A 22,405-nucleotide genomic window follows, 5' to 3' on the forward strand; every position below is an offset into this window, starting at 1 on the left:
GCGCGCTATTCGAGCGCGCGGGGTCGGCGATGAAGTGGGATCAGTTGCGAATGAATAGAGGGAATCGATGAACGATCAGTAGCGGATAACCGACGCGCCCCACGTGAAGCCGCCGCCCACGCCTTCGATGAGCACGTTGTCGCCGCGCTTGATGCGGCCGTCGCGCACCGCGACGTCGAACGCGAGCGGAATCGATGCCGCCGACGTGTTGCCGTGCTCGCCGACCGTCACGACCATGCGCTCCGGCGGCAGATGCAGCTTGCGGCAGGTGCTTTGCATGATGCGGATGTTGGCCTGATGCGGGATCAGCCAGTCGATGTTTTCCGGCGCGAGCTTCGCCTTGTCGAGCGCTTCGAGCGCGACCTTTTCGAGCACGTTGACCGCGAGCTTGAACACCGCCTGGCCGTCCATGTGCAGGAACGCGCGGCCTTCCACAATGCCGCCGTTCACGTTGCCCGGCGTGCACAGAATGTCGGAATAGCTGCCGTCCGCGTGCAGCGCGCTCGACAGCACGCCCGGCTCTTCGGACGCTTGCAGCACGATTGCGCCGGCGCCGTCGCCGAACAGCACGCACGTGGTGCGATCGTTGAAATCGAGAATGCGCGAGAAGGTCTCCGCACCGACGACGAGCGCCGTGCGGTTCATGCCGCTGCGAATGAAGCTGTCGGCGGTCGCGACACCGTACGCGAAACCGGAGCACACGGCCTGAACGTCGAAGGCCGCGCCGTTGTTCTTGATGCCCAGCTTGTTCTGCAACAGGCAGGCGGTGCTCGGGAACACGAAGTCCGGCGTGGAGGTCGCGACGATGATCAGATCGATCGACTGAGGATCGATGCCCGCCGCTTCGATCGCTCGCTGCGACGCGACGAGCGCGAGATCGCTGGTGGTTTGATTCGGAGCCGCAAAGTGACGCGCGTGAATGCCGGTGCGCGCGACGATCCATTCGTCGCTCGTCTCGACGCCCTGCTTCGCGAGACGGTCCGCCAAGTCCTGATTCGTGACGCGCTCGGACGGCAGATAGCTGCCGGTGCCCAGCACGCGAGAGTAAAGATTGGATTGAGCCATTATGCCTTCGAATGTAGCGCAGTACCGGACTCGCCCGGCGGGTTCGGCTGCGAGTTGGGCTGTGAGTCGAGTTGCTGGACCGGCTGGTCCGACACATTGGACGCGGAAGCGGTCGCATCGACCTCGCGCGCGGCGGGCGCATTCTCTTCCATCGCGCGCACCAGACGCTCGAGCACGCCATTTTTGACGGCATCATACCCGCGTTTGATAGCCCACTCAAACCCGAAGGCCTCGGCCGAGCCGTGGCTTTTGATGACCAGCCCGCGCAGGCCGAGCAACGCCGCACCGTTGTATTGCGCGGGATCGACACGCTTCTTGAAACGCTTGAGCACGGGCAGCGCGACGAGCGCCATCAGCTTCGACGCGAGATTGCGGCTGAACTCTTCCTTGATCATGTCGGCGAGCATTTTCGCGAGACCTTCGGAGGTCTTCAGCGCGACATTGCCGACGAAGCCGTCGCAGACGACGACATCGGTCGTACCTTTATAGATGTCGTTGCCTTCCACGTTGCCGTAAAAGTTGAGCGTGCTCGCGCGAAGGAGCTCGCCCGCGCGCTTGATCGTTTCGTTGCCCTTGATGACTTCTTCGCCGATGTTGAGCAGGCCGATGGTGGGCCGCTCGCGTCCCTCGATCGCCGATACGAGCGCGTGGCCCATTTCCGCGAATTGCAGCAGATGTTCGGGCTCGCAATCGACGTTGGCGCCGAGGTCGAGCACGGTGGTGTAGCCCTTCTGGCTCGGCATCGCGAACGCGATGGCGGGACGCTCGATGCCGGCGAGCGTCTTCAGCACGTAGCGCGACACCGCCATGAGCGCGCCGGTATTGCCGGCGGAAATGCAGGTCTGCGCCTCGCCTTCCTTCACGAGGTTGAGCGCGACGCGCATCGACGAATCTTTTTTCTTGCGCAGCGCGACTTCGACCGGATCGTCCATCGCGACGACTTCGCTTGCGGGAACGACGGTCAGACGCGGCTCGTCGAGAGCCTTGGACTTCTTGAGCTGAGCGCGAATGGGCTGCTCGAGACCGACGAGCATGAGCTGTGCGTCGGGATGCGAGCGCACGAAATTGACGGCAGCGGGAACGGTCACGGCCGGACCGTGGTCGCCTCCCATGCAGTCGATGGTTATCTTTACAGTCATGGAAAGCGACGATTTTCGGGCACAAAAAAGCGGCAGTGAAATGCCGCCTTCTCGTCGTACCGGGAAAGTGTCAAGAGCGAGTTGCGCCCGCGTGCCCGCAGAACGGTTCCGACGGGAGCTTCAGGCGTCGACGAACGCTTAGTCGTTCTTCGTCTTGATGACTTTCTTGCCACGATAGTAGCCGTTCGGGCTCACGTGGTGGCGCAGATGCACTTCACCCGTGCTCGGCTCGACAGCCAGCGGAGCCGTCGTGAGGAAGTCGTGGGAACGGTGCATGCCGCGCTTCGACGGCGACTTCTTGTTTTGCTGAACTGCCATGATTACTCCAGAAAAATTTTGCGAATTCTAACACAGCCCGATCCGCCGACAGCCCTCGGCCGTTCGGCCATCGGGTGCGCACATCGCGCTACCAGTTTGTTGCGTGTTACAAAACTATTTCAGTGCTTCTTGTCGTCGGGTCCGCTCTGCTTCAGCTTCTCCAGCACGGCAAAAGGATTCGGCTTTTCGTCCGCTTCCTGCGCACCGCTTTCATCCGGCTCGTCGTCCGCATCGCCCGGAAGCAGGCTTTCGTGAATCTCGGGACACACGTTGTGCTTGGGCACGAGCGGCAAGGAAAGCAGCAATTCCTCTTCGATCAAGTCGACGAGATCGAACTGGCGCGAGCCTACGATCACTTCGACTTCATCGTCGTCGAGCGGAAATTCGTCCGCTTCTTCTTCCGTCGCCACGATCCGATACGTTGCATCGACATCGAGATGTTGCGAATACGGCTGAAGACAGCGCTGACACATAAGCCACACCGAGCCGTGCACCGCGAGACGCAGATACGGCTGCGGCGCCTCCGTGCCGTCGTCCTGCAATTCCGGCTGGGTCGAGCCCTCGCCCTGCCAGGTGAACACGGTGTCGCGATCTGGCGCTTCCACCGGCACTTCGGCTAACATGCGCGGCATCTGCGACAAGCGCAGCGCGCCGGCCGCCTGTCTGCCGCTTTTGGCGAAGTCGTAAATGTCGAGCGCGCGCAGATCGGCGGGGCTCGCAGGTTTGCCAGGATTCTGAGTCATGTGCGCTCCTGCTTGGCCTTGCTTGGTTAGTGCTTCCGGTGAGTGCTCAGTATGCACCGCGATGCTACATCGAGGCACGCGTGGCTTGCCCGAATTTGCATCGGGCCGACATTCGTGCTTCTTGGTTGCTTCCTGGGTGCTGCTTCCTGGCATTTTCGGCTGAAAAGCGCTTCCGCCACCGGCTCATCGGCGCTCGCAGACAGTTTCGCCGCGCAAGTACCGATGAAAAGCCCAAAATCATATCGGCTTTATTCTTTCGAGTCAAATACTTAAGGGCGGACCTGCCACCCGTCGTTTTCACACCCATTTTTGCCGGATTCGCTCCATGTCCGAAGCTTCAAAAACGCCGCCGCGCCTGATTCTGGCGTCCAGTTCACCCTATCGGCGCGCGTTGCTCGAGCGCTTGCGCATGCCGTTCGACGTCGTTTCGCCCGATATCGATGAAACGCCGCTCGCCGGCGAAACGCCCGAAGCGACCGCCGTGCGGCTCTCGATCGCCAAGGCGCGCGCGGCCGCCGGGCGCATCGGCGGGCACGCGGATGCGCTCGTGATCGGCTCCGATCAGGTCGCGACCTTCGACGGCAAGCAGATCGGCAAGCCCGGCACGCACGAAAAAGCCGTCGCGCAGCTTCAGGCGATGCGCGGCCGCAGCGTCGAATTTCATAGCGCGCTTTGTCTGTTCGACAGCCGCACGGGCGACGTGCAATCCGCCGACATTGTCACGCGCGTGCAGTTTCGCCGCTATTCGGATGCGCAGATCGAAACCTATTTGCGCACTGAAACGCCGTACGACTGCGCCGGCAGCGCGAAGGCGGAAGGTCTCGGCATCGCGCTTCTCGAAGCCATCGACTCGAACGACCCGACTGCGCTCATCGGACTCCCGCTGATCGCGCTGACCGGCATGCTGTTGAACGCCGGGTATCCGGTTCTGGGGGCGGCATGAGCGGCATTCTTTATCTGATCCCGAATACGCTCGGCGAAGGCGACGCCGCCGCCCTCGCGCACGTCCTGCCCGAGCCGGTGCGCGCGCAGGCGGCGGCGCTCGCGTACTACATCGGCGAAAACGCGAAAACGACGCGCGCGTTTCTCAAAAAAGTGGGTACGGACCGGCCGATTCAGGAAATCGAAGTGCGCGAGTTGAACGTCAACACGCCGCCCGCCGAAATCGACAAGCTGCTCGCGCCGATTCTCGCGGGCACCGACGCAGGCCTCGTCTCCGAAGCGGGCTGCCCCGCCGTGGCCGATCCGGGCGCGCTGCTCGTGCGGCGCGCGCATCAGCGCGGCGTGAAGGTCGTGCCATTCGTCGGTCCAAGTTCGATTCTGCTCGCGCTGATGGCGTCGGGCATGAACGGACAGAGCTTCGCGTTCAACGGTTATTTGCCCGTCGACGCCGGCGAGCGCGGCAAGCGGCTGCGCGATCTGGAGCAACTGTCGCGCAAGGCCAATCAGACGCAGATTTTCATCGAAACGCCCTATCGCAATAAGGCGATGCTCGACACGCTCATCGCCACCTGCGCGCCGTCGACGTTGATTTGCGTCGCCGTCGATCTCACGTTGCCGGGCGAAACCATCGTCACGCGCACGGCGGCCGACTGGAAGAAACAGGCTGCGCCGGACCTGCACAAGCGTCCGGCGATTTTTCTTTTGCTGGCGTCGTAATCAGCGCAGGTGAGGCTTGCCGCCGAGCGCGAGCGCGCGCACGGCGGCATCGCCGACCGAGGCGCCAAAGCGCCTCACGACGCGCTCGCTGATGCTCTCCTTCTGCGTGTAATCGACGATATCCGGCTGCTTGATGACTTCGCGCGCCACGTATCCGGCGTCGCCGAAACCGTCCGCGAGACCGAGTTCGACGCTTTTCTCGCCCGTCCAGAACAGGCCGGAAAAGAGCTCCGGATCGTCCTTCAGACGTTTTCCGCGCCCGAGCTTCACCGCGTCGATGAACTGCGTGTGGATCTGGTCGAGCATGTCCTGCGCGTGCGCGTTCATCGCGGGCGTTTCCGGCGAGAACGGATCGAACGCGCCCTTGTTCGCGCCCGACGTGTGCATGCGGCGCTGAATGCCGAGTTTGTCCATCAGACCGGTGAAGCCGAATCCGTCCATCAGCACGCCGATCGACCCGACGATACTCGCGCGATCGACGTAAATCTTGTCCGCCGCCGCCGCGACGTAATAGCCGCCCGACGCGCACATGTCGTCGACGACCACGTACAGCGGCGTCTTCGGATACTTCGTGCGCAGCCGCCGGATCTCGCCGTTGATGATGCCCGCCTGCACCGGACTGCCGCCCGGACTGTTGATGCGCAGGATCACGCCCGCCGTGTTCTCGTCCTCGAACGCGCTTTGAAGCGCGCCGTCGATGTTGTCGGCGCTTGCGTCGCTGTTCGCGGAAATTTCGCCTTGCAAATCGACGAGCGCCGTGTGCTTGCCCGCTTTCGCGACGCGGTCGCCGGTGAAATCGAAGACGCCCCACGCGATCAGCGCGATCACGCCGAGGAACACGAAGCGAAAGAAGATGCGCCAGCGTCGCGCGGCGCGCTGCTCGCGGATGGCGGCAAGCGCGATGCGTTCGAGCGCCTCGCGCTCCCAGTTGTCGTTGCGCGGCGGAAGGTTGTCGGACATGCGTTATGGATGGGTTGAGAAGGGAATCAGGCGGGACGCAATGCGTCGTCGGGCAGCCAGAAAACCGCGCGGCCTTCCGGCGTGTCGCGTTCCTCGACCGTCACGGCCCGCAGACGCGCGCCCCGGCATGGACCGCCGACACATTTTCCGGTATCCGGCTCGTAAATCGCGCCGTGGGTCGCGCACATCAAGTATAGGCCCGAGCTTTCGAAGAACTGGCCCTCGTTCCAGTCGAGTTCCATCGGCACGTGCGCGCAGCGGTTCAGATAGCCGTGCGGCTGGCCGTCGTAGCGCACGAAGAAGACGACGGCGTCGCCGCCCGCGTCCGTGGCCGGCACGCGCACACCGGCGCCGCCGTCGACGAGTTCATCGGAAGCGCAGACCCGCACCGGCTCGCTCATGCGTGCTCCCGCAGCCAGCCGGCCAGCGACGCGACGCTATCGGCGCAAAACTGTGGCTTGAGCGCCGCGAGCGAGTCCGCCGGATGCGCGCCGTAGCCCACGCCGATGCCCGCCGCGCCCGCGTTGATCGCCATTTGCAGGTCGTGCGTGGTGTCGCCGATCATCACCGTGCGTCCGAGATCCTGGCCGAGTTCGCGCGTGAGTTCGTGCAGCATCGCGGGATGCGGTTTCGAGAAGGTTTCGTCGGCGCAGCGCGTGCCGTCGAAGTAGCTCGTGAGCCGCGATTCGTCGAGCGCGCGGTTCAGCCCGACGCGGCTCTTGCCCGTTGCGACGCCGAGGAAATAGCCGACATCGCGCAGTTCCTGCAACATTTCGCGCACGCCGTCAAAAAGCTCGGTCTTCTGGCCCATCGTCAGAAAATGGAAGCGATAACGCTCGGCGAGACGCGGATAGTCGGACGGATCGAGCGTCGGCGCGCAGATTTGCAACGCGTCCTTCAGGCCGAGACCGATCACGTAGCTCGCGGATTCGTCGGCCGGAACCGGCAGCCCGAGGTCGCGGCACGCCGCCTGAATGCTGCGGGTGATGTGGACGGTCGAATCCATCAGCGTGCCGTCCCAGTCGAAAACGATCAGATCGAATTGCTGCCGCGCCATTTACGCCGTCTCCCCGTTTTTTAGCTGCTCGATGAACCGTTTGCATTCGGCGGGCAGCGGCGCTTCGAACTGCAGCGGCTCGCCCGTCGCCGGATGCGTAATTTTCAGACGATATGCGTGCAAAAACATGCGTTTTAGCGACGGTTTGGCGCTCGGGCGGGCCAACTCCTTGTTCAGCGCGAAATCGCCGTATTTGGCGTCGCCCGCGATCGGCAGCCCGATGCTCGCCATATGCACGCGAATCTGATGCGTGCGCCCCGTCTTCAGTTCCGCCTCGACCCACGCGTAGTCGCGCCAGCGCTCGATCAGATTGAAAACCGTGTGCGACGGCAGCCCGTTCTCCTGAACGCGCACGCGCCGCTCGCCGTCAGCCGCCACGTACTTGTGCAGCGGCGCCTTCACGATGCGGCGGCGGCCCCAGTCGCTCTGCCAGTCGCCGTGACCGAGCGCGTAGTAGCGCTTGTCGACGCGGTTCTCGCGAATCTGTTCGTGCAGGTTCACGAGCGCGGCGCGTTTCTTCGCGAGCATCAGCACGCCGGAGGTCTCGCGATCCAGCCGATGCACCAGTTCGAGAAATTTCGCGTGCGGCCGCGCATTGCGCAGTTGCTCGATCACGCCGAACGCGACGCCGCTGCCGCCGTGCACCGCGACGCCGCAGGGTTTGTCGATGACGATCAAATGGTCGTCCTCGAAAAGGATCGGAAATTCGGCGGCCGGCGCGTTCGACGACACCGGCGCCTCGTCCTGCTGCGCGATGCGAATCGGCGGCACGCGCACTAGATCGCCCAGTTCGAGCCGGTACGCCGCGTCGATGCGCCCTTTGTTCACGCGCACTTCCCCGCTGCGGAGAATGCGGTAGATATGGCTTTTGGGGACGCCCTTGCAGACGCGCAGCAAAAAATTGTCGATTCGCTGACCGGCGGCGGTTTCATCGATTTCGATCATCGATACCTGTTCGCTTGCCACCTGTTTATGGGATGTTTTGCCTAACTCATTCATTCTGAATATAATTTGCGAGCAGCCTGAAAAGGTCGACGCTTAAGATCAAGCAACGGCCGAGATTGATCAGACTGTATAGGTGCAAGCGATAAACCATCATTTTACTTGCGCCCAGGGTCGGTTGCTCACCCGGAAATCGAGAGCAGCAAGTTGCACGCACGGCGATATCACCGGCAGGGACGGAGCCCACAGGCGCGTTCGGTCGAGTCGATCGCCGACGGTAACGGATTTTTGGTCAAAAAGAATTTTATCGGCGAGAAGCGACGGCGCCCGGCACGCAAAACCGGATGCCAGCCCGGATCGACCCTGCTATCGAGCGGGAGAATCAAGCAAGTCGACGCTCGCCGGTTTTGCGAACAACTGACGGCGAAACCGCTGCTGCGCTGATTCCTGCGAAGCGCGGCGACGCCGCAAAACGAGGCGAGACACACGGCCGCGAGCCGACGGGAGCAATCGAGCCCGCGGCCGCGCCCGCGCGGCATGGCAGCGAAGAAGATCGGTCACGAAGCATCGCGCAGGTTTGCGCGAGACCGCTCGTCCCGCTGCCGCCGTTGGGAGGAATCAGGCTCTTCGCAAGAGCGCGGGTCGGTTCGGCGCGTCTATTTTGAGACGCGAAAACCGCAGCGCCGCCGTTCATCCTCGCCGCGCGACGCTTCGTACGCCTCGCAGTTGTTTTGCAATGTGCCCCACGGCGCGGCCGCCCCATTTCGGGCGCCGAAGCCTGCTTTCGGCAATTCTCCCGCCAGAAGTCCCGCTCCAGCGTGCTTTGTGACAACACACAAAAAAGCGTGGCACGCCCACCCTCCCGCTTCGCGCGCGTGACGTTTCCGGTCACTGACGCCGATTCGCCCGACGAGGAAGGACGGAGCCGCTCTGGAGCCGTTTCATGAAACGCATGCTGTTTAACGCGACGCAGCAAGAAGAATTGCGCGTCGCCATCGTCGATGGGCAGAAGCTCATCGACATCGACATCGAAACCGCCGGGCGCGAACAGCGCAAAGGCAACATTTACAAGGGAGTCGTCACCCGCATCGAGCCGTCGCTCGAAGCCTGCTTCGTCAACTACGGCGAGGACCGCCACGGATTTCTGCCGTTCAAGGAAGTCGCCCGCCAGTATTTCCGCGATGGCGTCGAGATGCGCTCCGCGCGCATCCAGGACGCGCTTCGCGAAGGCCAGGAACTCATCGTCCAGGTCGAGAAGGAAGAGCGCGGCAACAAGGGCGCGGCGCTGACCACGTTCATTTCGCTGGCCGGCCGCTATCTCGTCCTGATGCCGAACAACCCGCGCGGCGGCGGCGTGTCGCGCCGGATCGAAGGCGACGAGCGGCAGGAACTGCGCGAAACCATGGCGCAGCTCGAACTGCCGGAAGGCATGAGCATCATCGCGCGCACGGCCGGCATCGGCCGTTCGGCGGAAGAGCTCCAGTGGGACCTGAACTACCTGATGCAACTGTGGCGCGCGATCGAAGCCGCGTCGCAGAGCGGCGTCGCCGGCCAGCCGATGCTGATTTATCTCGAATCGAGCCTCGTCATCCGCGCGATTCGCGACTACTTCCAGCCGGATATCGGCGAAATCCTCATCGACACGACCGAAATCCATGACCAGGCACGCGCCTTCATGGACATCGTGATGCCCGACAACCTCTCGAAGGTGAAGCGCTATCACGACGACGTGCCGCTCTTCTCGCGCTTCCAGATCGAGCATCAGATCGAAACGGCGTACTCGCGCACGGTGCCGCTGCCCTCGGGCGGCGCGATCGTGATCGATCACACCGAGGCGCTCGTCGCCATCGACGTGAACTCGGCGCGCGCGACCAAGGGCGCGGACATCGAGGAAACCGCCACGCGCACCAACCTCGAAGCCGCCGACGAAGTCGCGCGCCAGTTGCGTCTGCGCGATCTGGGCGGGCTGATCGTGATCGACTTCATCGACATGGAGTCGGCGAAGAGCCAGCGTGAAGTCGAGCAGCGCCTGAAAGACGCGCTCAAGCACGACCGCGCCCGCGTACAAATGGGCAAGATTTCGCGCTTCGGTTTGATGGAACTGTCGCGTCAGCGTCTGCGTCCGGCGCTGTCGGAAGGCAGCCACGTGACCTGCCCGCGCTGCAACGGCACGGGTCATATCCGCGACACCGAATCGTCCGCGCTGCAAGTGCTGCGGATCATTCAGGAAGAAGCGATGAAGGAAAACACCGCGGCGATCCATTGCCAGGTGCCGGTCGAGGTGACCGCCTTCTTGCTGAACGAAAAGCGTTCGGAAATCAACAAGATCGAGTCGCGCTTCAAGGTCAACGTCGTCCTGATCCCGAACAAGCATCTCGAAACGCCGCACTACAAGCTGGAACGTCTACGTCACGACGATGCGCGTCTCGACGAACCGCGCGCGTCGTGGAAGATGGCCGTCGAAGCGGCGAGCGAACTGGAATCGGAGACCGGTTACAGCAAGCGCGCCGAAGAAGTGAAGCCGAAGCAGGAAGCGGCCGTCAAGGGCATCACGCCTGAAAAGCCGGCGCCGAGCGCGCCGGTCAAGCCCGCGCCCGCCGAGGCTGCGCCTGCGCAGGCTCCCGTGGCAGTGAGCGGCGGTTTCATCGCGTGGATCAAGAATCTGTTCGGCATTCAGCCGCAGGCGCAACCCGCTCCGGCACCGGTGGAAGCTCAGCCGGCCACGCGCGCTCCGCGTGAACGCGGCGAGCGCACGGGCGGCGGCGATCGCAACCGCAATCGGCGTAGCGGCGGTAACACCGGACGCGAGGGCGCCGCAGCAAGCACTGCTACGAGCGGAAACGGCGCGGGCCGCCAGGGCGCGCGTCGCGAAGATCGCGAGGCGCGTGGCGGCCGTGAAGGACGTGAGTTGCGTGAAGTCCGCGAGCCGCGCGAGTCCCGTGAACCGCGTGAGGCACGCGAACCCCGCGAGCCGCGTGAAGCACGTGAGCCGCGCGAAACCCGCGAGCGCAACGCGGAACGCGCCGCCCGTCCGGAAGCGGCCGAGCGTCCGGAGCGCCGCGAGCGTCCCGACCGTGGCGAGCGCGCCGAACGTACCGAACGCGGTGAACGCACCGAGCGCACCGAGCGCGCGGAACGTGGCGAGCGCCGCAAGCCGCAACCGGACGCAGCCGTCGAGGCGTTGACGCAGGGTGAAACGGTGCCGTCGGAGATCGTCGAAGCGGCGCAAGCCAATGTCGACGCGCAACAAGCCGGCATCGACAGCGCCGCCGATCAGGCAGCGGCGCGTGAGGGCGAAGAGCGCCGTCGCCGTCGCCGTGGCCGTCGTGGTGGCCGTCGCGAGCGCGAAGAAGACGGCATGACGGTGAATCACGCGGCGGATGTCGCCGAGGCGGAAGGTTCGGCCGAAAACGTCTCCGCGCAAGCCGGCGTATTCGATGCCGAAGCTGCGCAGGAAGCGGCCGCGCGTCGCGAAAGCCGCCCCGCCGCGCCGCAGCCGGTCGAGCACGCGGTCGAGCACGCGGTCGAGCAACCGGTTGCTCAACCGGTCGAAGCCAAGGCGGAACCGCAAGAGCCCGCGCCCGTCGCAGCCGAAGCAGCGCCGGTTGCGAAGGCCGTCGAAGCCGAGCCTTTCGAGTTGAAGGCGCAAACGCCCGAGCCGACGACGTTCGATCTCTTCGCCAAGCCCGCTCCCGCGGCGGCTGTCGAGAATCCGTTCGGACCGTCGCCCAAGGTTGCCGAGACGACGCCGGCCGATCCGTTTGTGTCCGCCGCGACGGAAGAGCCGAAGCCTGTCGAAGCGGCCAAGGCTGTCGAAACGGCGCCGACGCCCGTCGAACCGGTAGCGGCTGAACCCGCCGAGGTCGCCGAGCCGGTGAAGACCGCCGCGCTCGCGCCGACGCCGGAAGCGACGATCGTCGAGCCGGTGCAATCGATCGAACGCGCGCAAGCGCAGGAGCCGGTCGCCGTCGTCGCCGAGCCGGTAAAGGCCGCTGCACCCGCCGCGCCCGTGACTTCGACGCCGATCGCCGTCGAAACGCTCGAGCCGATGCTGGAGCAAGCCGGTCTTGTCTGGGTCAACACCGACGAAGGCAAGCTGCGCGAAGCGAATGCCGCCGCCGCGCGCGAGCCGGCTGCGGTGCGCGTGCCGCGCGAGCGCAAGGCGCTCCCGCCGGCCGACGCCACGCCGATGCAGCAAGTGGAAACCGGCAAGCACGTCCACTAAGCGCACTCGCGCGAGCCGGCTCGCTTCGGTGAGCCGGCGGATACAGAAGACGCCATCGATCCCGGTCGATGGCGTTTTTTTTGGCGCCGCAAAAAGGGAGAACCCAAGGGAAAACCGCGATCCCTCGCCTGTGCGTCCATACGCCCGCTTCCGCTAAAATGGGACGTTGAAACCATTATTCGAACAAGGCCGCAGCGGCCGAGCCGAGACCCGAGTCATCATGTCCCGACGCATCATTCCCCTCGCCGACGTCAGCGCCGTTCCGGACTTCTCCGGCGTGGCGGCGTCGCCGTCCGGACTGCTCACCGACACGCTCGTGCGCCCGCTGCGCGACTTGCGCATTTCGGTAACGGACCGCTGCAACTTCCGCTGCGTGTACTGCATGCCGCGCGACGTGTTCGACAAGCACTACCAATTCCTCCCGCACGCCGCCCTGCTTTCGTTCGAGGAGATCGAGCGGCTCGCGCGCGTGTTCGTCGCGCATGGCGTCGAGAAGATTCGACTGACGGGCGGCGAACCGCTCCTGCGCAAGAACATCGAATTCCTGATCGAGCGGCTCGCGCTGTTGCGCACGCCGGAAGGCCGTCCGCTCGACCTGACGCTCACCACGAACGGCTCGCTGCTCGCGCGCAAGGCGCAATCGCTTAAAGACGCGGGCTTGTCGCGCGTGACGGTCAGCCTGGACGCGCTCGACGACGCCCTCTTTCGCCGCATGAACGACGCCGATTTCGCCGTCGCCGACGTGCTGAACGGCATCGAAACGGCGCAGGCCGCCGGGCTCGATCCGATCAAGGTGAACATGGTCGTGAAGCGCGGCACGAACGACCAGGAAATCGTGCCGATGGCGCGCCATTTCAAAGGCAGCGGCGCGGTGCTGCGCTTCATCGAATACATGGATGTCGGTGCGTCGAACGGTTGGAACATGAGCGAAGTGCTGCCGTCGGCGCACGTGGTCGAGCGCATCGGCGCGCATTTCCCGCTCGAACCGCTCGAAGCGCATACGGCGGCCGAAACCGCGCAGCGCTGGGCCTATCGCGACGGCAGCGGCGAAATCGGCGTGATTTCCAGCGTCACGCGCGCGTTTTGCGACTCCTGCACGCGCGCGCGGCTCTCGACCGAAGGCAAGCTCTATCTGTGCCTCTTCGCGGTGTCGGGTCACGATCTGCGCGGATTGATCCGCGGCGGCGCGAGCGACGAGGAAGTCGCGACGGCCATCGCGCGCATCTGGGAAGCGCGCGGCGACCGGTACTCGCAATTGCGTGGCAGCGCATCGGCGCCGTCGGCGGAAGATGCGCGTCGGGTCGAGATGTCGTACATCGGCGGCTGAACTCGGCGAATCGCTCGTGCCGAACGCCCGCTCCGCCTCGAACATGACTGCGCTCGTGCTCGCGGGCGGACGCGGCTCGCGCATGGGCGGCGTCGACAAAGGCATGCAGCCGTTTCATGGCGAGCCGCTCGCCTTGCACGTCATGCGGCGCATCGCGCCTCAGGCTGGCGCGCTTCTGATCAGCGCGAACCGTTCCATCAAAGACTACGCGCGACTGGGCGCGGCGTTCGACGCGCGCGTCATCCCGGACGCGCGGGCGGATTTTCCCGGGCCGCTCGCCGGCATCGCGGCCGCACTGCACGCCGCGACCACGGAATACGTGCTGGCCGCGCCTTGCGACGCGCCATTCGTCGACGAACATATCGGCGCGGTGTTGATGCAGGCACTCGACGCGCAAGGCGGCGACGTTGCCTACGCAGCAACGATCGATGCGTCCGGAGAAGTCATGGCGCACCCGGTCTTCGCGCTTCTGCGCACCTCGCTCGCCGACGATCTCGACGCCTGGCTCGACCAGGGAGAGCGCAAAGTCCGCGCGTGGTACGCGCGCCACAAGGCGGCGGAAGTCCGATTTCACGACGAACGCGCGTTTTACAATATCAACGATTTACAACAGTTGGCCGAACTGGAACGCCGCTGACTCGTTCAACCGAACCGGCAACCCGACTGTTCGCTCGCGTCCGCCGTTGCGGCATTCCGGCGTTCGGGCGTTCAACCACCGCGCGGCCTCGTGGCTGCTTCTTCGCCGGGTTCCGGCGCGATCCACGCCGATTCATGACCACGTCCAAGCAATTCTCCGCCTGCGTTGCCCAGTACGATCCAAACGCGCTTCCCGTCGAAGCCGCGCAGGAAATCGTGCGTCAGTGGGCCATGCCGCGCGCGCGGGATGCGCAGATCGAGCGCGTCGGCCTGCGCGATGCGCTCGGCCGCGTGCTCGCCGACGACGTGATCTCGCCCATCGACGTCCCCGCGTTCGACAATTCCGCGATGGACGGCTACGCGTTCGCGGGCGCAGCGCTCTCGCGCGGCGGCGACACGCTCGATTTGTCGGTCGCGGGCACGGCGCTCGCCGGGCGGCCTTTCGAAGGCACGCCGGGCACGCACCAGTGCGTGCGCATCATGACGGGCGCGCTCATTCCGCCGTGCTGCGACACGGTCGTGCCGCAGGAATTCGTCACGCGCGAAGGCGACGCGATTCTCTTCTCCACCGCGACAATCCGCGCTGGCCAGAACCGGCGACGCTCGGGTGAAGACCTCGCGAAAGGCGAGCCCGCGCTGCTCGCTGGCCGAGTCGTGCGCGCGTCGGACCTCGGGCTGCTTGCGTCGCTCGGCATCGGCGAAGTGCCGGTTCGCAAGCGGCTCACCGCCGCCTTCTTTTCGACGGGCGACGAATTGCGCTCGGTCGGCGAAACGCTGACTCCAGGCAGTGTCTACGACAGCAATCGCTACACGCTCTTCGCGATGCTCAAGCGCCTTGGCGTCGAAACGATCGATCTCGGCATCGTGCGCGACGACCGTGCGTCGCTGGAAAAGGCGCTGCGCCATGCGACCGAAAGCGCGGATGTCGTCATCAGTTCGGGCGGCGTGTCGGTCGGCGATGCGGATTTCACGCGCGAGCTGATGAACTCGCTCGGCGACGTCGCCTTCTGGAAGATCGCGATGCGCCCCGGCCGGCCGCTCGCGTTCGGCCGCCTGTGGTCGGGCGAGCGCGCGGGCACGGGCAAGTCGGCGCTCTTCTTCGGCTTGCCGGGCAATCCGGTTGCCGTGATGGCGACGTTTTATTTCATCGTGCGCGAGGCACTGCTCGCGATGTCGGGCGCGACGCGCCAGCCGCTCACGGTCATCCGCGCAAGCGCCGCCGAGCCGATGAAAAAACGCGCGGGCCGCACGGAGTTTCAGCGCGGCATCGCGACGCGTGACGACGACGGCCGCTTTCGCGTCGTCACGACCGGCCCGCAAGGTTCCGGCGTGCTCAGCTCGATGAGCGAAGCCAATTGCTTCATCGTGCTGGAGCACGCGCGCGGCGACATCGACGAAGGCGACGATATCGAGATCGTGCCGTTCGACGGCCTGATCTGACGCACGCCAGCAACGAACGTCGCCAGCACAAACATTCCTACATCGATAGACGGGGCTTTCCTTCCATGAAAAAGCAGATCTCATTCATTGCACCCGGACAGACCGCGAAAGCGCTGATCCTCGTGTACCTGACCTTCAGCGTGCCGATCGTGCTGCTCGGCGTCGTGGTCGCGTTCGTGCGATACGGCTCGGTGGAAGTGAGCACCGTCACGAGCGCGCTGCTGCTCAACGCGATTCTCGGTTTCATCCTGCTGTGGATCGCGTGCCACGCGTACAACTGGGTGGCGTCGCGTTTCGGCGGCATCGAAATCGTGCTGTCCGATGCGCCGGAGGAAGCGTGAGCGCCACGAACGATATTGCGACGATCCGCGCCGCCACGCCCGCCGACGTCCCCGCGATCTTCGGCCTGATGTACGAGCTCGCGGAGTTCGAGAAGCTCACGCATCTGTTCATCGCGACCGAGGAAGGCGTGCATGAAGCCCTCTTCGGCGCGCGTCCCGCCGCGGAAGCGCTGGTGGCGGAGCAGGAAGGCGAAGTCGTGAGCTATGCGCTCTTCTTCCAGAACTTCTCCACCTTCCTCGGCAAGCGCGGCCTCTATCTCGAAGACCTGTACGTGCGTCCGTCGATGCGCGGCAGCGGTCTCGGCACGCTGATTCTGAAGAAACTCGCCGCGCTCGCGGTCGAGCGCCAGTGCGGCCGCTTCGAATGGTCGGTGCTCGACTGGAATCAGAACGCCATCGACTTCTACGAGAAGATGGGCGCGACCGTGCTGCCCGACTGGCGCATCGTGCGCGTGACGGGCGAGCCGCTCGAACTGCTCGCCCGGTAAGTCACGAGTCGTCGTCGCCTTCGGGCGATGACGCATCGTCCAACAGGCCCGGCGCCTGTTCTCCCGGTAGCGCCTCGACATCGCGCAGGCGCTTGCCCATCTGCCGTGTGCGCGTCTGCGCCGCTTCGATCGAGCGCGTGACGGTTTCGAGCTGCGACTTCGTTTTCGCCAGCACCTCGCCGAACTTGCCGAACTCGGTCTTCACTGCGCCGAGAACCCGCCACACTTCACTCGATCGCTTCTCGATGGCGAGCGTGCGGAATCCCATCTGCAGACTGTTGAGGAGCGCGGTCAAGGTGGTCGGCCCAGCGACGGTCACGCGATAGTCGCGCTGCAGCGAATCGCTCAGGCCCGGACGACGCAGCACTTCCGCGTAGAGTCCTTCGGTCGGCAAGAAGAGCAACGCGAAGTCGGTGGTGTGCGGTGGCGCGACGTACTTTTGCGCGATCGACTTCGCTTCCGCGCGCAAGCGGCCTTCGAGCGCGCGCGACGCGTCCTCGACTCCCGCCGCATCCGCCCGCTCCTGCGCGTCGATCAGCCGCTCGTAGTCTTCGCGCGGAAACTTCGCGTCGATGGGGAGCCACACGGGCGTCGCGGCATCGCCCGGCGCGCCTGGCGCATCGTGTCGGCCGGGCAGCCTGATCGCGAACTCGACGCGCTCGTTGCTCGCCGGAATCGTCGCGACGTTCTTCGCGTATTGATCTGGCGTAAGCAACTGCTCCAGCAGCGATTCGAGTTGCACTTCGCCCCAGATACCGCGCGTCTTGACGTTGGTGAGCACCTTCTTGAGATCGCCGACACCGGCCGCGAGCGTCTGCATTTCGCCGAGCCCGCGATGCACCTGCTCCAGCCGGTCCGACACGAGCTTGAACGACTCGCCGAGCCGCTGTTCGAGCGTGGCGTGCAGCTTTTCGTCGACGGTCCGGCGCATCTCTTCGAGCTTCGTCGCGTTGTTGGCCTCGATGTCTTTCAGGCGCGCTTCGAGCGTGGCGCGCACTTCGCCGAGCCGCCGCTCGTTCGCCTCCGATAGCTGCGACAGATGCAGCGACATCGAATCGGCAAAGCGCTTCAGGGCGTTGCCCTGATCCTCGCGCGCCTGCTGGCTTTGTTGCGCGAGTTGTTGAGCGAGCGCGTCGAACTGCGCGTTCTGCACGCTCGACGTGCTCGCCAGTTGCGTCGCGAGCGTCTGATGAAATTGCGTGAAGCCGGTTTGCGATTCCATGCGCGACACGCGCGCGTGCTCGGCGATGTCGCCGCGCAGCCCGCGTTCGAGCCGCTCCTGCGCGCGCGCATGTGCCTCGCCCATGTCGTTCACGCGGTCGGTGAGCGCCTCGAATTCATCGTAAATGGGCGCGTTCGAGTTGCGCCGTATGGCGACGATGAGCGCGACAAGCGACACCACGAGCGCGATCGCCAAAGCGGCGACAACGCCATACAACGATTCCGTCATTTCTTCAGCACGTCCGGATTGATCGGGTTGGGCGGATTGCCGGCGCGCGGTCCCTCGCCGAGTGCGGCGATGAGATTGTCCGCAGCGAGATTGGCCATCGCGCGGCGCGTGCCTTCGGTCGCGCTCGCGATGTGCGGCGTCAGCACCACGTTGTCGAGCAGCATGAAATCCGGGTTGAAGTCCGGCTCGCCTTCGAACACGTCGATGCCCGCCGCCGCGATGCGCTTGTCGCGCAGTGCGACGATCAACGCCGCATCGTCGACGATGCCGCCGCGCGCGATATTCGTGAGCGTCGCCGTCGGCTTCATCAGCGCGAGTTCGGCCGCGCCGATCGTGTGATGGTTCTCCTTCGTGTACGGCAGCACGAGCACGACATGATCCGCCCGCTTGAGCAGGTCTTCCTTCGACACGTACTCGGCGTTCAACCGCGCTTCGATCTCCGGCGCGACGCGCGAACGGTTGTGATAGATCACGCGCATGTCGAAGCCGCCCGCCCGCCGCGCGAGCGCCTGGCCGATGCGTCCCATGCCGATCACGCCGAGTGTAGATCCGTGCACGTCGGCGCCGAGGAACGCGTCGAACGACCATTTCTGCCACTTTCCGGCGCGCAGATAGTGCTCGGATTCGGTGACACGGCGCGCCGCCGCCATCATCAACGCCCAGCCGAAGTCGGCGGTGGTCTCGTTCAACACGTTCGGCGTGTTGGTGCCGAGAACCTTGTGCGCGTCGAACGCCTTCATGTCGAAGTTGTTGTAGCCGACCGCCATGTTCGAGACGACTTTCAGGTTCGGTGCGCCCGCCAGTTCCTTTTCGCCGACCCATTCGCCCGCCGTGAATGCGCCGTCCTTGTCGGCGATACGGCGCGCGAACTCGTCTTGCGCAAGCACGTCGCCCAGGTTCACATCGACTTCGAAATACTGTTTCAGGCGCTCGATCACATCGGGAAACGTGGGACGCGCGACAAGTACCTTCTTCATCGATTGCTCCTAGAAAAATAGCCAGCCCAGAACGGCAAAAATCGGCAGGAGGATCACGCCCGACCATGCGATATAGCCGAAGAAACTCGGCATGCGCACGCCGCGCGATTCGGCGATCGCCTTCACCATGAAATTCGGCGCATTGCCGATATACGTGTTCGCGCCCATGAAGACGGCGCCCGCGGAGATGGCGGCGAGCGTCGTGGCGTCGGTGGTCATGAGGGTGCGGGGGTCGCCGCCCGCGAGATTGAAGAACACGAGATACGTCGGCGCGTTGTCGAGGAACGACGACAGCAGCCCCGTCGCCCAGAAATAGGCGATGTCGATCGGCTTGCCGTGCGCATCCGACACCGCGTGCACGATGCCCGCGAATGCGCCCGCCTCGCCCGCGCGCAGGATCGTGATGACAGGCGCGATCGTGATGAAGATTGCCGCGAACAGCTTCGCCACTTCCTCGATGGGCGCCCAGTCGAACGCGTTGCCCGCGCGCGCGCTTTTCGGCGTAAGCGCGAGCGAGGCGAGCAGCACGCCGACAAGCAGCACGTCGCGCACGAGGTTCTGCAATTGCACCTCGGTGCCGAACACATCGAATGCGATGCCGGGCTTCCAGATGCCGCTCATCAGCACGAGCGCGACGATCACCGCGAGCAGCGCGAAGTTGATCTTGCCGTCGATGCCGAGCGGCGGGCTGTCGGGTGTCGGATCGAGAAACGCGGATCGCGCGTCGTGCCTGCGCCAGTAGAAGCTGTCGAGCACAAAAAACGCGACGAGCAGCACGCCGCAGACGAAGACCATCGGCAGCGCGAGATGCACCGTCGTCCAGAAGAAGCCCACGCCGTTCAGAAAGCCGAGGAAAAGCGGCGGATCGCCGAGCGGCGTGAGCGAGCCGCCCGCATTCGCGACGAGAAAAATGAAGAACACGACGACATGCACGACGTGCTTGCGATTGTCGTTCGCGCGCAAGAGCGGACGGATCAGCAGCATGGCCGCGCCCGTCGTGCCCATGATGCTCGCGAGCGCGGTGCCGAGCGCGAGCAGCCCGGTATTGAGACGCGGCGAGCCATGCAGATTGCCGCGCACGCAGATGCCGCCCGCGACCGTATAAAGCGACGCCAGCAGGACGATGAACGGCACGTACTCTTCGAGCATCGAATGAATCAGTACGCTGCCGGCCGTGCCGAGGCCGAACGCGAGCGCGAACGGCGCGAGAAACGCGACCGTCCACGCGGCCGCGATCTTGCCGAAGTGGTGATGCCAGAGCTTCGGCGCAACGAGCGGAAACACCGCGATGGAAAGCAGCACGCCGATGAACGGGATGCCCCACGTTGCCGGCAGCGTCGCGCCGTCGGGTGTCGCCGCGATGGCGGGCGCAGCGATCAAGGTCAGTCCCGCGCACAGCGCGTTTGAAAAGAAACGTCGCATCTTGCTCAGGCCCCGCGCACGATGATCACATGCACGCGATACGGCCCATGCGCCCCGAGCACGATGGTCTGTTCGATATCGCCCGTGCGCGACGGTCCCGACACGAAGTTCACCGCGCGCGGCAGTTCGCCCCGCTCGGCGCGCATCAGCGCGAACGCGTCTTCGTGGGCCGCGACGATGCGCGACGCCGGCACGATCGCGATATGCGTCTGAGGCAGGAGCGCGCCGGATGCGGGCGTATCAGCGCCCGAGAGCAGCACGAGCGAACCGGTTTCCGCTGTCGCGCAAAAACAGCCGGTGATGCCGACGAGATCGGCGTTCGCCGGCTTGCGCAGTGCCGCCTGAATGCCTGCTTGCGCCCACGGCAGATCGCCAAGCGCGGGCCATGCGACGACATCGACGGGAAGATTCAGCGATTGCAGATAGCGCGCGGCTTCGGCGGGCGCATCCGCGAGCGATTCCACTTCGGCGATGGTCGTCGAAAGGCGCTCGGCTTCGAGCCTGAAGCGCGCGATCAACTCATCGCGGTTCTGAGGCAACGGCGGACGCGGACCCGCGGGATGCCGCTCGACGTACTCTTGCGCCGTCTCGCGTTCGGCTTCCGTTGGCGCGCCACGACGGCCCTGTGCGCTGCGTATGCGCGCGAGAATATTGCGGCGCGCGGCCGATGTGTCCATGGTGCCGTCCTCGTGTTGGCGTGCTTGAGATTCGTGCGCGCCGGACTGAGCGACGACGCGTTCGAATTATAGCGAGCGACTTAGGCGCACGAATCCCGGCCGAACGGCATAGGCCGAACGCACGGCTTCGAACCCGTCAGTCGTCGCCCACGGGCTGCTCGATGCCGAACACCTGACGCAGATAGGCGAGATACGCCTTGTCGTCGCACATGTTCTTGCCGGGCGAATCCGAGAGCTTGGCGACCGGCTGGCCGTTGCAGCGGACCATCTTGATGACGATCTGCAGCGGCTGATAGCCGAGATCGTTGGTGAGATTCGTCCCGACGCCGAACGCCAGTTGGCAGCGCCCGCGGAACCGCTCGTAGAGTTGCAGCACCTTGGGAATGTCGAGCGCGTCGGAGAACACGAGCACCTTGGTGCGCGGATCGCAGCGGTTCTCCTCGTAATGCCTGATGAGACGCTCGCCCCAGTCGAAAGGATCGCCGGAGTCGTGGCGCGCGCCGTCGAACAGCTTGCAGAAGTACATGTCGAAGTCGCGCAGGAACGCCTTCATGCCGTAGACGTCCGACAGCGCGATGCCGAGATCGCCGCGATATTCCTTCGCCCACATTTCGAAGCCGAAGATTTGCGAGTCGCGCAGACGCGGACCCAGCGCCTGACACGCCTGAAGGTATTCGTGCGCCATCGTGCCCAGCGGACGCAAGCCGTGCTTCATCGCATAGAAGCAGTTGCTCGTGCCGGCGAACTGCGCGCCGAGCTTGTCTTTCAACGTGAGCACGACTTCCTCGTGCCACTGTCCCGAGAAGCGGCGGCGCGTGCCGTAATCGGCGATCTTGCAGTCGGAATACTCGGGCGGCGTGGCGAGCAGCTTGATCTTCTCGCGCAGACGCTCGCGGCCGGTTTCGTACTCCGGCTTGCGCTGCGTGTTGCGGAAATAGACTTCGTTGACGATCGCGAGCACCGGAATCTCGAAGAGGATCGTATGCAGCCACGGCCCTTCGATCTCGATGTCGATCTCGCCATTGTTCTTCGGCGACGGCGCGATACGAATGGACTTCTCGTTCAGATGAAAGAGCGCGAGGAAATCGATGAAATCGCTCTTGATGAAACGCATGCGCCGCAGGTAGTCCAGCTCTTCTTCCTTGAAGCGCAGATTGCAGAGCTGGCGCACTTCGTCGCGGATTTCGTCGATGTACGGCACGAGATCCACATTCGGTGTGCGGCAGCGAAAGCGATATTCGACATGCGCCGCGGGAAAATGATGCAGCACAACCTGCATCATGGTGAACTTGTAGAGGTCGGTATCGAGCAGCGAATTGATGATCATGGTTCTGACGGGAACATCCACGCGAATTGACCGTGCGCCGTGCCTTGTTGCCGACGCCGAGCCTTGTGCCTTTAGGGCCATGTTACCCGAATGTTCACGACGTCATGACCATGCACCGCCCTTTTACGAAGCCGCGCATACATACATCACGAATCGATATAAGGCGCGCCCCGTGCGGGTCGCGCCCGTTTTTACCGTTACGCTACAATATG

The 22,405-nt window shown here is 64.6% G+C and carries 21 protein-coding genes; 8 read left to right on the forward strand and 13 right to left on the reverse strand.

Annotated features, from left to right (window positions below; genetic code table 11):
- Positions 1-75 precede the first annotated feature (75 nt).
- The 4 genes from NOV72_RS28210 to NOV72_RS28225 all read right to left on the reverse strand — a co-directional run bounded on the left by NOV72_RS28210 (position 76) and on the right by NOV72_RS28225 (position 3,265).
- The gene (locus tag NOV72_RS28210) at positions 76-1,065 is read right to left on the reverse strand and encodes a beta-ketoacyl-ACP synthase III (protein ID WP_106857822.1); all 990 of its coding nucleotides are present in this window, start codon (positions 1,063-1,065) and stop codon (positions 76-78) included.
- On the reverse strand, positions 1,065-2,204 hold the full coding sequence (gene plsX, locus NOV72_RS28215; protein ID WP_106857823.1) for a phosphate acyltransferase PlsX: 1,140 nt from the start codon (positions 2,202-2,204) through the stop codon (positions 1,065-1,067). The genes NOV72_RS28210 and plsX overlap by 1 nt, the downstream gene beginning before the upstream one ends.
- Positions 2,205-2,342: 138 nt before the next feature.
- Positions 2,343-2,522 carry a 50S ribosomal protein L32 gene (rpmF, locus tag NOV72_RS28220; RefSeq protein WP_035501683.1) on the reverse strand — a complete coding sequence of 60 codons (180 nt, stop codon included), beginning with the start codon at positions 2,520-2,522 and terminating at the stop codon, positions 2,343-2,345.
- 119 nt (positions 2,523-2,641) lie between these two features.
- The gene (locus NOV72_RS28225; protein WP_106857824.1) at positions 2,642-3,265 is read right to left on the reverse strand and encodes a DUF177 domain-containing protein; all 624 of its coding nucleotides are present in this window, start codon (positions 3,263-3,265) and stop codon (positions 2,642-2,644) included.
- Positions 3,266-3,590: 325 nt separating this feature from the next.
- Here NOV72_RS28225 and NOV72_RS28230 point away from each other — a divergent pair, with 325 nt between their 5' ends.
- The gene (locus tag NOV72_RS28230; protein WP_106857825.1) at positions 3,591-4,208 is read left to right on the forward strand and encodes a Maf-like protein; all 618 of its coding nucleotides are present in this window, start codon (positions 3,591-3,593) and stop codon (positions 4,206-4,208) included.
- Positions 4,205-4,924, forward strand: coding sequence for an SAM-dependent methyltransferase (locus tag NOV72_RS28235; RefSeq protein WP_106857826.1), 720 nt, complete (start codon positions 4,205-4,207; stop codon positions 4,922-4,924). Before NOV72_RS28230 ends, NOV72_RS28235 begins: the two co-directional genes overlap by 4 nt.
- Here the strand turns inward: NOV72_RS28235 and NOV72_RS28240 are convergent, their stop codons facing one another.
- Genes NOV72_RS28240 through rluC form a run of 4 tightly spaced genes read right to left on the reverse strand, consistent with a single transcriptional unit; the run spans position 4,925 to position 7,940 of the window.
- Positions 4,925-5,884, reverse strand: a complete 960-nt coding sequence (locus NOV72_RS28240) for a S49 family peptidase (protein WP_106857827.1) — start codon at positions 5,882-5,884, stop codon at positions 4,925-4,927.
- A 26-nt stretch (positions 5,885-5,910) separates the two neighbouring features.
- Positions 5,911-6,285 carry a Rieske (2Fe-2S) protein gene (locus tag NOV72_RS28245; RefSeq protein WP_106857828.1) on the reverse strand — a complete coding sequence of 125 codons (375 nt, stop codon included), beginning with the start codon at positions 6,283-6,285 and terminating at the stop codon, positions 5,911-5,913.
- Entirely contained in the window at positions 6,282-6,941 is a 660-nt protein-coding gene (locus NOV72_RS28250) for an HAD-IA family hydrolase (protein ID WP_106857829.1), read from the reverse strand. Before NOV72_RS28250 ends, NOV72_RS28245 begins: the two co-directional genes overlap by 4 nt.
- Positions 6,942-7,940 carry a 23S rRNA pseudouridine(955/2504/2580) synthase RluC gene (gene rluC, locus NOV72_RS28255; RefSeq protein WP_106857830.1) on the reverse strand — a complete coding sequence of 333 codons (999 nt, stop codon included), beginning with the start codon at positions 7,938-7,940 and terminating at the stop codon, positions 6,942-6,944.
- Positions 7,941-8,826: 886 nt separating this feature from the next.
- Between rluC and NOV72_RS28260 the strand changes: the two genes are divergently transcribed.
- From NOV72_RS28260 to NOV72_RS28285, 6 genes are all read left to right on the forward strand, one after another.
- A complete protein-coding gene (locus tag NOV72_RS28260; RefSeq protein WP_106857831.1) occupies positions 8,827-12,108 on the forward strand; it encodes an Rne/Rng family ribonuclease in 3,282 nt (1,093 codons plus the stop codon).
- A 220-nt stretch (positions 12,109-12,328) separates the two neighbouring features.
- Complete coding sequence (moaA, locus tag NOV72_RS28265) at positions 12,329-13,435, forward strand: GTP 3',8-cyclase MoaA (protein ID WP_106857832.1); 1,107 nt, start codon at positions 12,329-12,331, stop codon at positions 13,433-13,435.
- Between the two features lie 43 nt (positions 13,436-13,478).
- A complete protein-coding gene (mobA, locus tag NOV72_RS28270) occupies positions 13,479-14,072 on the forward strand; it encodes a molybdenum cofactor guanylyltransferase MobA (RefSeq protein ID WP_245933191.1) in 594 nt (197 codons plus the stop codon).
- A gap of 134 nt (positions 14,073-14,206) precedes the next feature.
- Complete coding sequence (gene moeA / locus NOV72_RS28275; protein ID WP_106857834.1) at positions 14,207-15,511, forward strand: molybdopterin molybdotransferase MoeA; 1,305 nt, start codon at positions 14,207-14,209, stop codon at positions 15,509-15,511.
- Between the two features lie 65 nt (positions 15,512-15,576).
- The gene (locus NOV72_RS28280) at positions 15,577-15,852 is read left to right on the forward strand and encodes a hypothetical protein (protein WP_008342276.1); all 276 of its coding nucleotides are present in this window, start codon (positions 15,577-15,579) and stop codon (positions 15,850-15,852) included.
- Between the two features lie 68 nt (positions 15,853-15,920).
- Positions 15,921-16,340, forward strand: coding sequence for a GNAT family N-acetyltransferase (locus tag NOV72_RS28285; RefSeq protein ID WP_106857870.1), 420 nt, complete (start codon positions 15,921-15,923; stop codon positions 16,338-16,340).
- Between the two features lies 1 nt (position 16,341).
- Here the strand turns inward: NOV72_RS28285 and NOV72_RS28290 are convergent, their stop codons facing one another.
- The 5 genes from NOV72_RS28290 to pncB form a co-directional block, all read right to left on the reverse strand.
- Positions 16,342-17,790 carry a DNA recombination protein RmuC gene (locus NOV72_RS28290; protein ID WP_106857835.1) on the reverse strand — a complete coding sequence of 483 codons (1,449 nt, stop codon included), beginning with the start codon at positions 17,788-17,790 and terminating at the stop codon, positions 16,342-16,344.
- The gene (locus NOV72_RS28295) at positions 17,787-18,767 is read right to left on the reverse strand and encodes a 2-hydroxyacid dehydrogenase (RefSeq protein ID WP_106857836.1); all 981 of its coding nucleotides are present in this window, start codon (positions 18,765-18,767) and stop codon (positions 17,787-17,789) included. The genes NOV72_RS28290 and NOV72_RS28295 overlap by 4 nt, the downstream gene beginning before the upstream one ends.
- Before the next feature lie 9 nt (positions 18,768-18,776).
- Positions 18,777-20,189 carry a sodium:proton antiporter gene (locus NOV72_RS28300; RefSeq protein ID WP_106857837.1) on the reverse strand — a complete coding sequence of 471 codons (1,413 nt, stop codon included), beginning with the start codon at positions 20,187-20,189 and terminating at the stop codon, positions 18,777-18,779.
- A gap of 5 nt (positions 20,190-20,194) precedes the next feature.
- Positions 20,195-20,866 carry a LutC/YkgG family protein gene (locus tag NOV72_RS28305; RefSeq protein ID WP_106857838.1) on the reverse strand — a complete coding sequence of 224 codons (672 nt, stop codon included), beginning with the start codon at positions 20,864-20,866 and terminating at the stop codon, positions 20,195-20,197.
- 136 nt (positions 20,867-21,002) lie between these two features.
- Positions 21,003-22,193, reverse strand: a complete 1,191-nt coding sequence (pncB, locus tag NOV72_RS28310; protein ID WP_106857839.1) for a nicotinate phosphoribosyltransferase — start codon at positions 22,191-22,193, stop codon at positions 21,003-21,005.
- Between the last annotated feature and the right edge of the window lie 212 nt (positions 22,194-22,405).

It is taken from the genome of Caballeronia novacaledonica, assembly GCF_900258035.1.
GTDB lineage: Bacteria > Pseudomonadota > Gammaproteobacteria > Burkholderiales > Burkholderiaceae > Caballeronia > Caballeronia novacaledonica.

Excerpts from the sequence above, each read along its gene's own strand:
- NOV72_RS28210 (WP_106857822.1), bottom strand. The coding sequence starts at position 1,065 with ATGGCTCAATCCAATCTTTACTCTCGCGTGCTGGGCACCGGCAGCTAT.
- plsX (WP_106857823.1), bottom strand. The coding sequence starts at position 2,204 with ATGACTGTAAAGATAACCATCGACTGCATGGGAGGCGACCACGGTCCG.
- rpmF (WP_035501683.1), bottom strand. The coding sequence starts at position 2,522 with ATGGCAGTTCAGCAAAACAAGAAGTCGCCGTCGAAGCGCGGCATGCAC.
- NOV72_RS28225 (WP_106857824.1), bottom strand. The coding sequence starts at position 3,265 with ATGACTCAGAATCCTGGCAAACCTGCGAGCCCCGCCGATCTGCGCGCG.
- NOV72_RS28230 (WP_106857825.1), top strand. The coding sequence starts at position 3,591 with ATGTCCGAAGCTTCAAAAACGCCGCCGCGCCTGATTCTGGCGTCCAGT.
- NOV72_RS28235 (WP_106857826.1), top strand. The coding sequence starts at position 4,205 with ATGAGCGGCATTCTTTATCTGATCCCGAATACGCTCGGCGAAGGCGAC.
- NOV72_RS28240 (WP_106857827.1), bottom strand. The coding sequence starts at position 5,884 with ATGTCCGACAACCTTCCGCCGCGCAACGACAACTGGGAGCGCGAGGCG.
- NOV72_RS28245 (WP_106857828.1), bottom strand. The coding sequence starts at position 6,285 with ATGAGCGAGCCGGTGCGGGTCTGCGCTTCCGATGAACTCGTCGACGGC.
- NOV72_RS28250 (WP_106857829.1), bottom strand. The coding sequence starts at position 6,941 with ATGGCGCGGCAGCAATTCGATCTGATCGTTTTCGACTGGGACGGCACG.
- rluC (WP_106857830.1), bottom strand. The coding sequence starts at position 7,940 with ATGAATGAGTTAGGCAAAACATCCCATAAACAGGTGGCAAGCGAACAG.
- NOV72_RS28260 (WP_106857831.1), top strand. The coding sequence starts at position 8,827 with ATGAAACGCATGCTGTTTAACGCGACGCAGCAAGAAGAATTGCGCGTC.
- moaA (WP_106857832.1), top strand. The coding sequence starts at position 12,329 with ATGTCCCGACGCATCATTCCCCTCGCCGACGTCAGCGCCGTTCCGGAC.
- mobA (WP_245933191.1), top strand. The coding sequence starts at position 13,479 with ATGACTGCGCTCGTGCTCGCGGGCGGACGCGGCTCGCGCATGGGCGGC.
- moeA (WP_106857834.1), top strand. The coding sequence starts at position 14,207 with ATGACCACGTCCAAGCAATTCTCCGCCTGCGTTGCCCAGTACGATCCA.
- NOV72_RS28280 (WP_008342276.1), top strand. The coding sequence starts at position 15,577 with ATGAAAAAGCAGATCTCATTCATTGCACCCGGACAGACCGCGAAAGCG.
- NOV72_RS28285 (WP_106857870.1), top strand. The coding sequence starts at position 15,921 with ATGTACGAGCTCGCGGAGTTCGAGAAGCTCACGCATCTGTTCATCGCG.
- NOV72_RS28290 (WP_106857835.1), bottom strand. The coding sequence starts at position 17,790 with ATGACGGAATCGTTGTATGGCGTTGTCGCCGCTTTGGCGATCGCGCTC.
- NOV72_RS28295 (WP_106857836.1), bottom strand. The coding sequence starts at position 18,767 with ATGAAGAAGGTACTTGTCGCGCGTCCCACGTTTCCCGATGTGATCGAG.
- NOV72_RS28300 (WP_106857837.1), bottom strand. The coding sequence starts at position 20,189 with ATGCGACGTTTCTTTTCAAACGCGCTGTGCGCGGGACTGACCTTGATC.
- NOV72_RS28305 (WP_106857838.1), bottom strand. The coding sequence starts at position 20,866 with ATGGACACATCGGCCGCGCGCCGCAATATTCTCGCGCGCATACGCAGC.
- pncB (WP_106857839.1), bottom strand. The coding sequence starts at position 22,193 with ATGATCATCAATTCGCTGCTCGATACCGACCTCTACAAGTTCACCATG.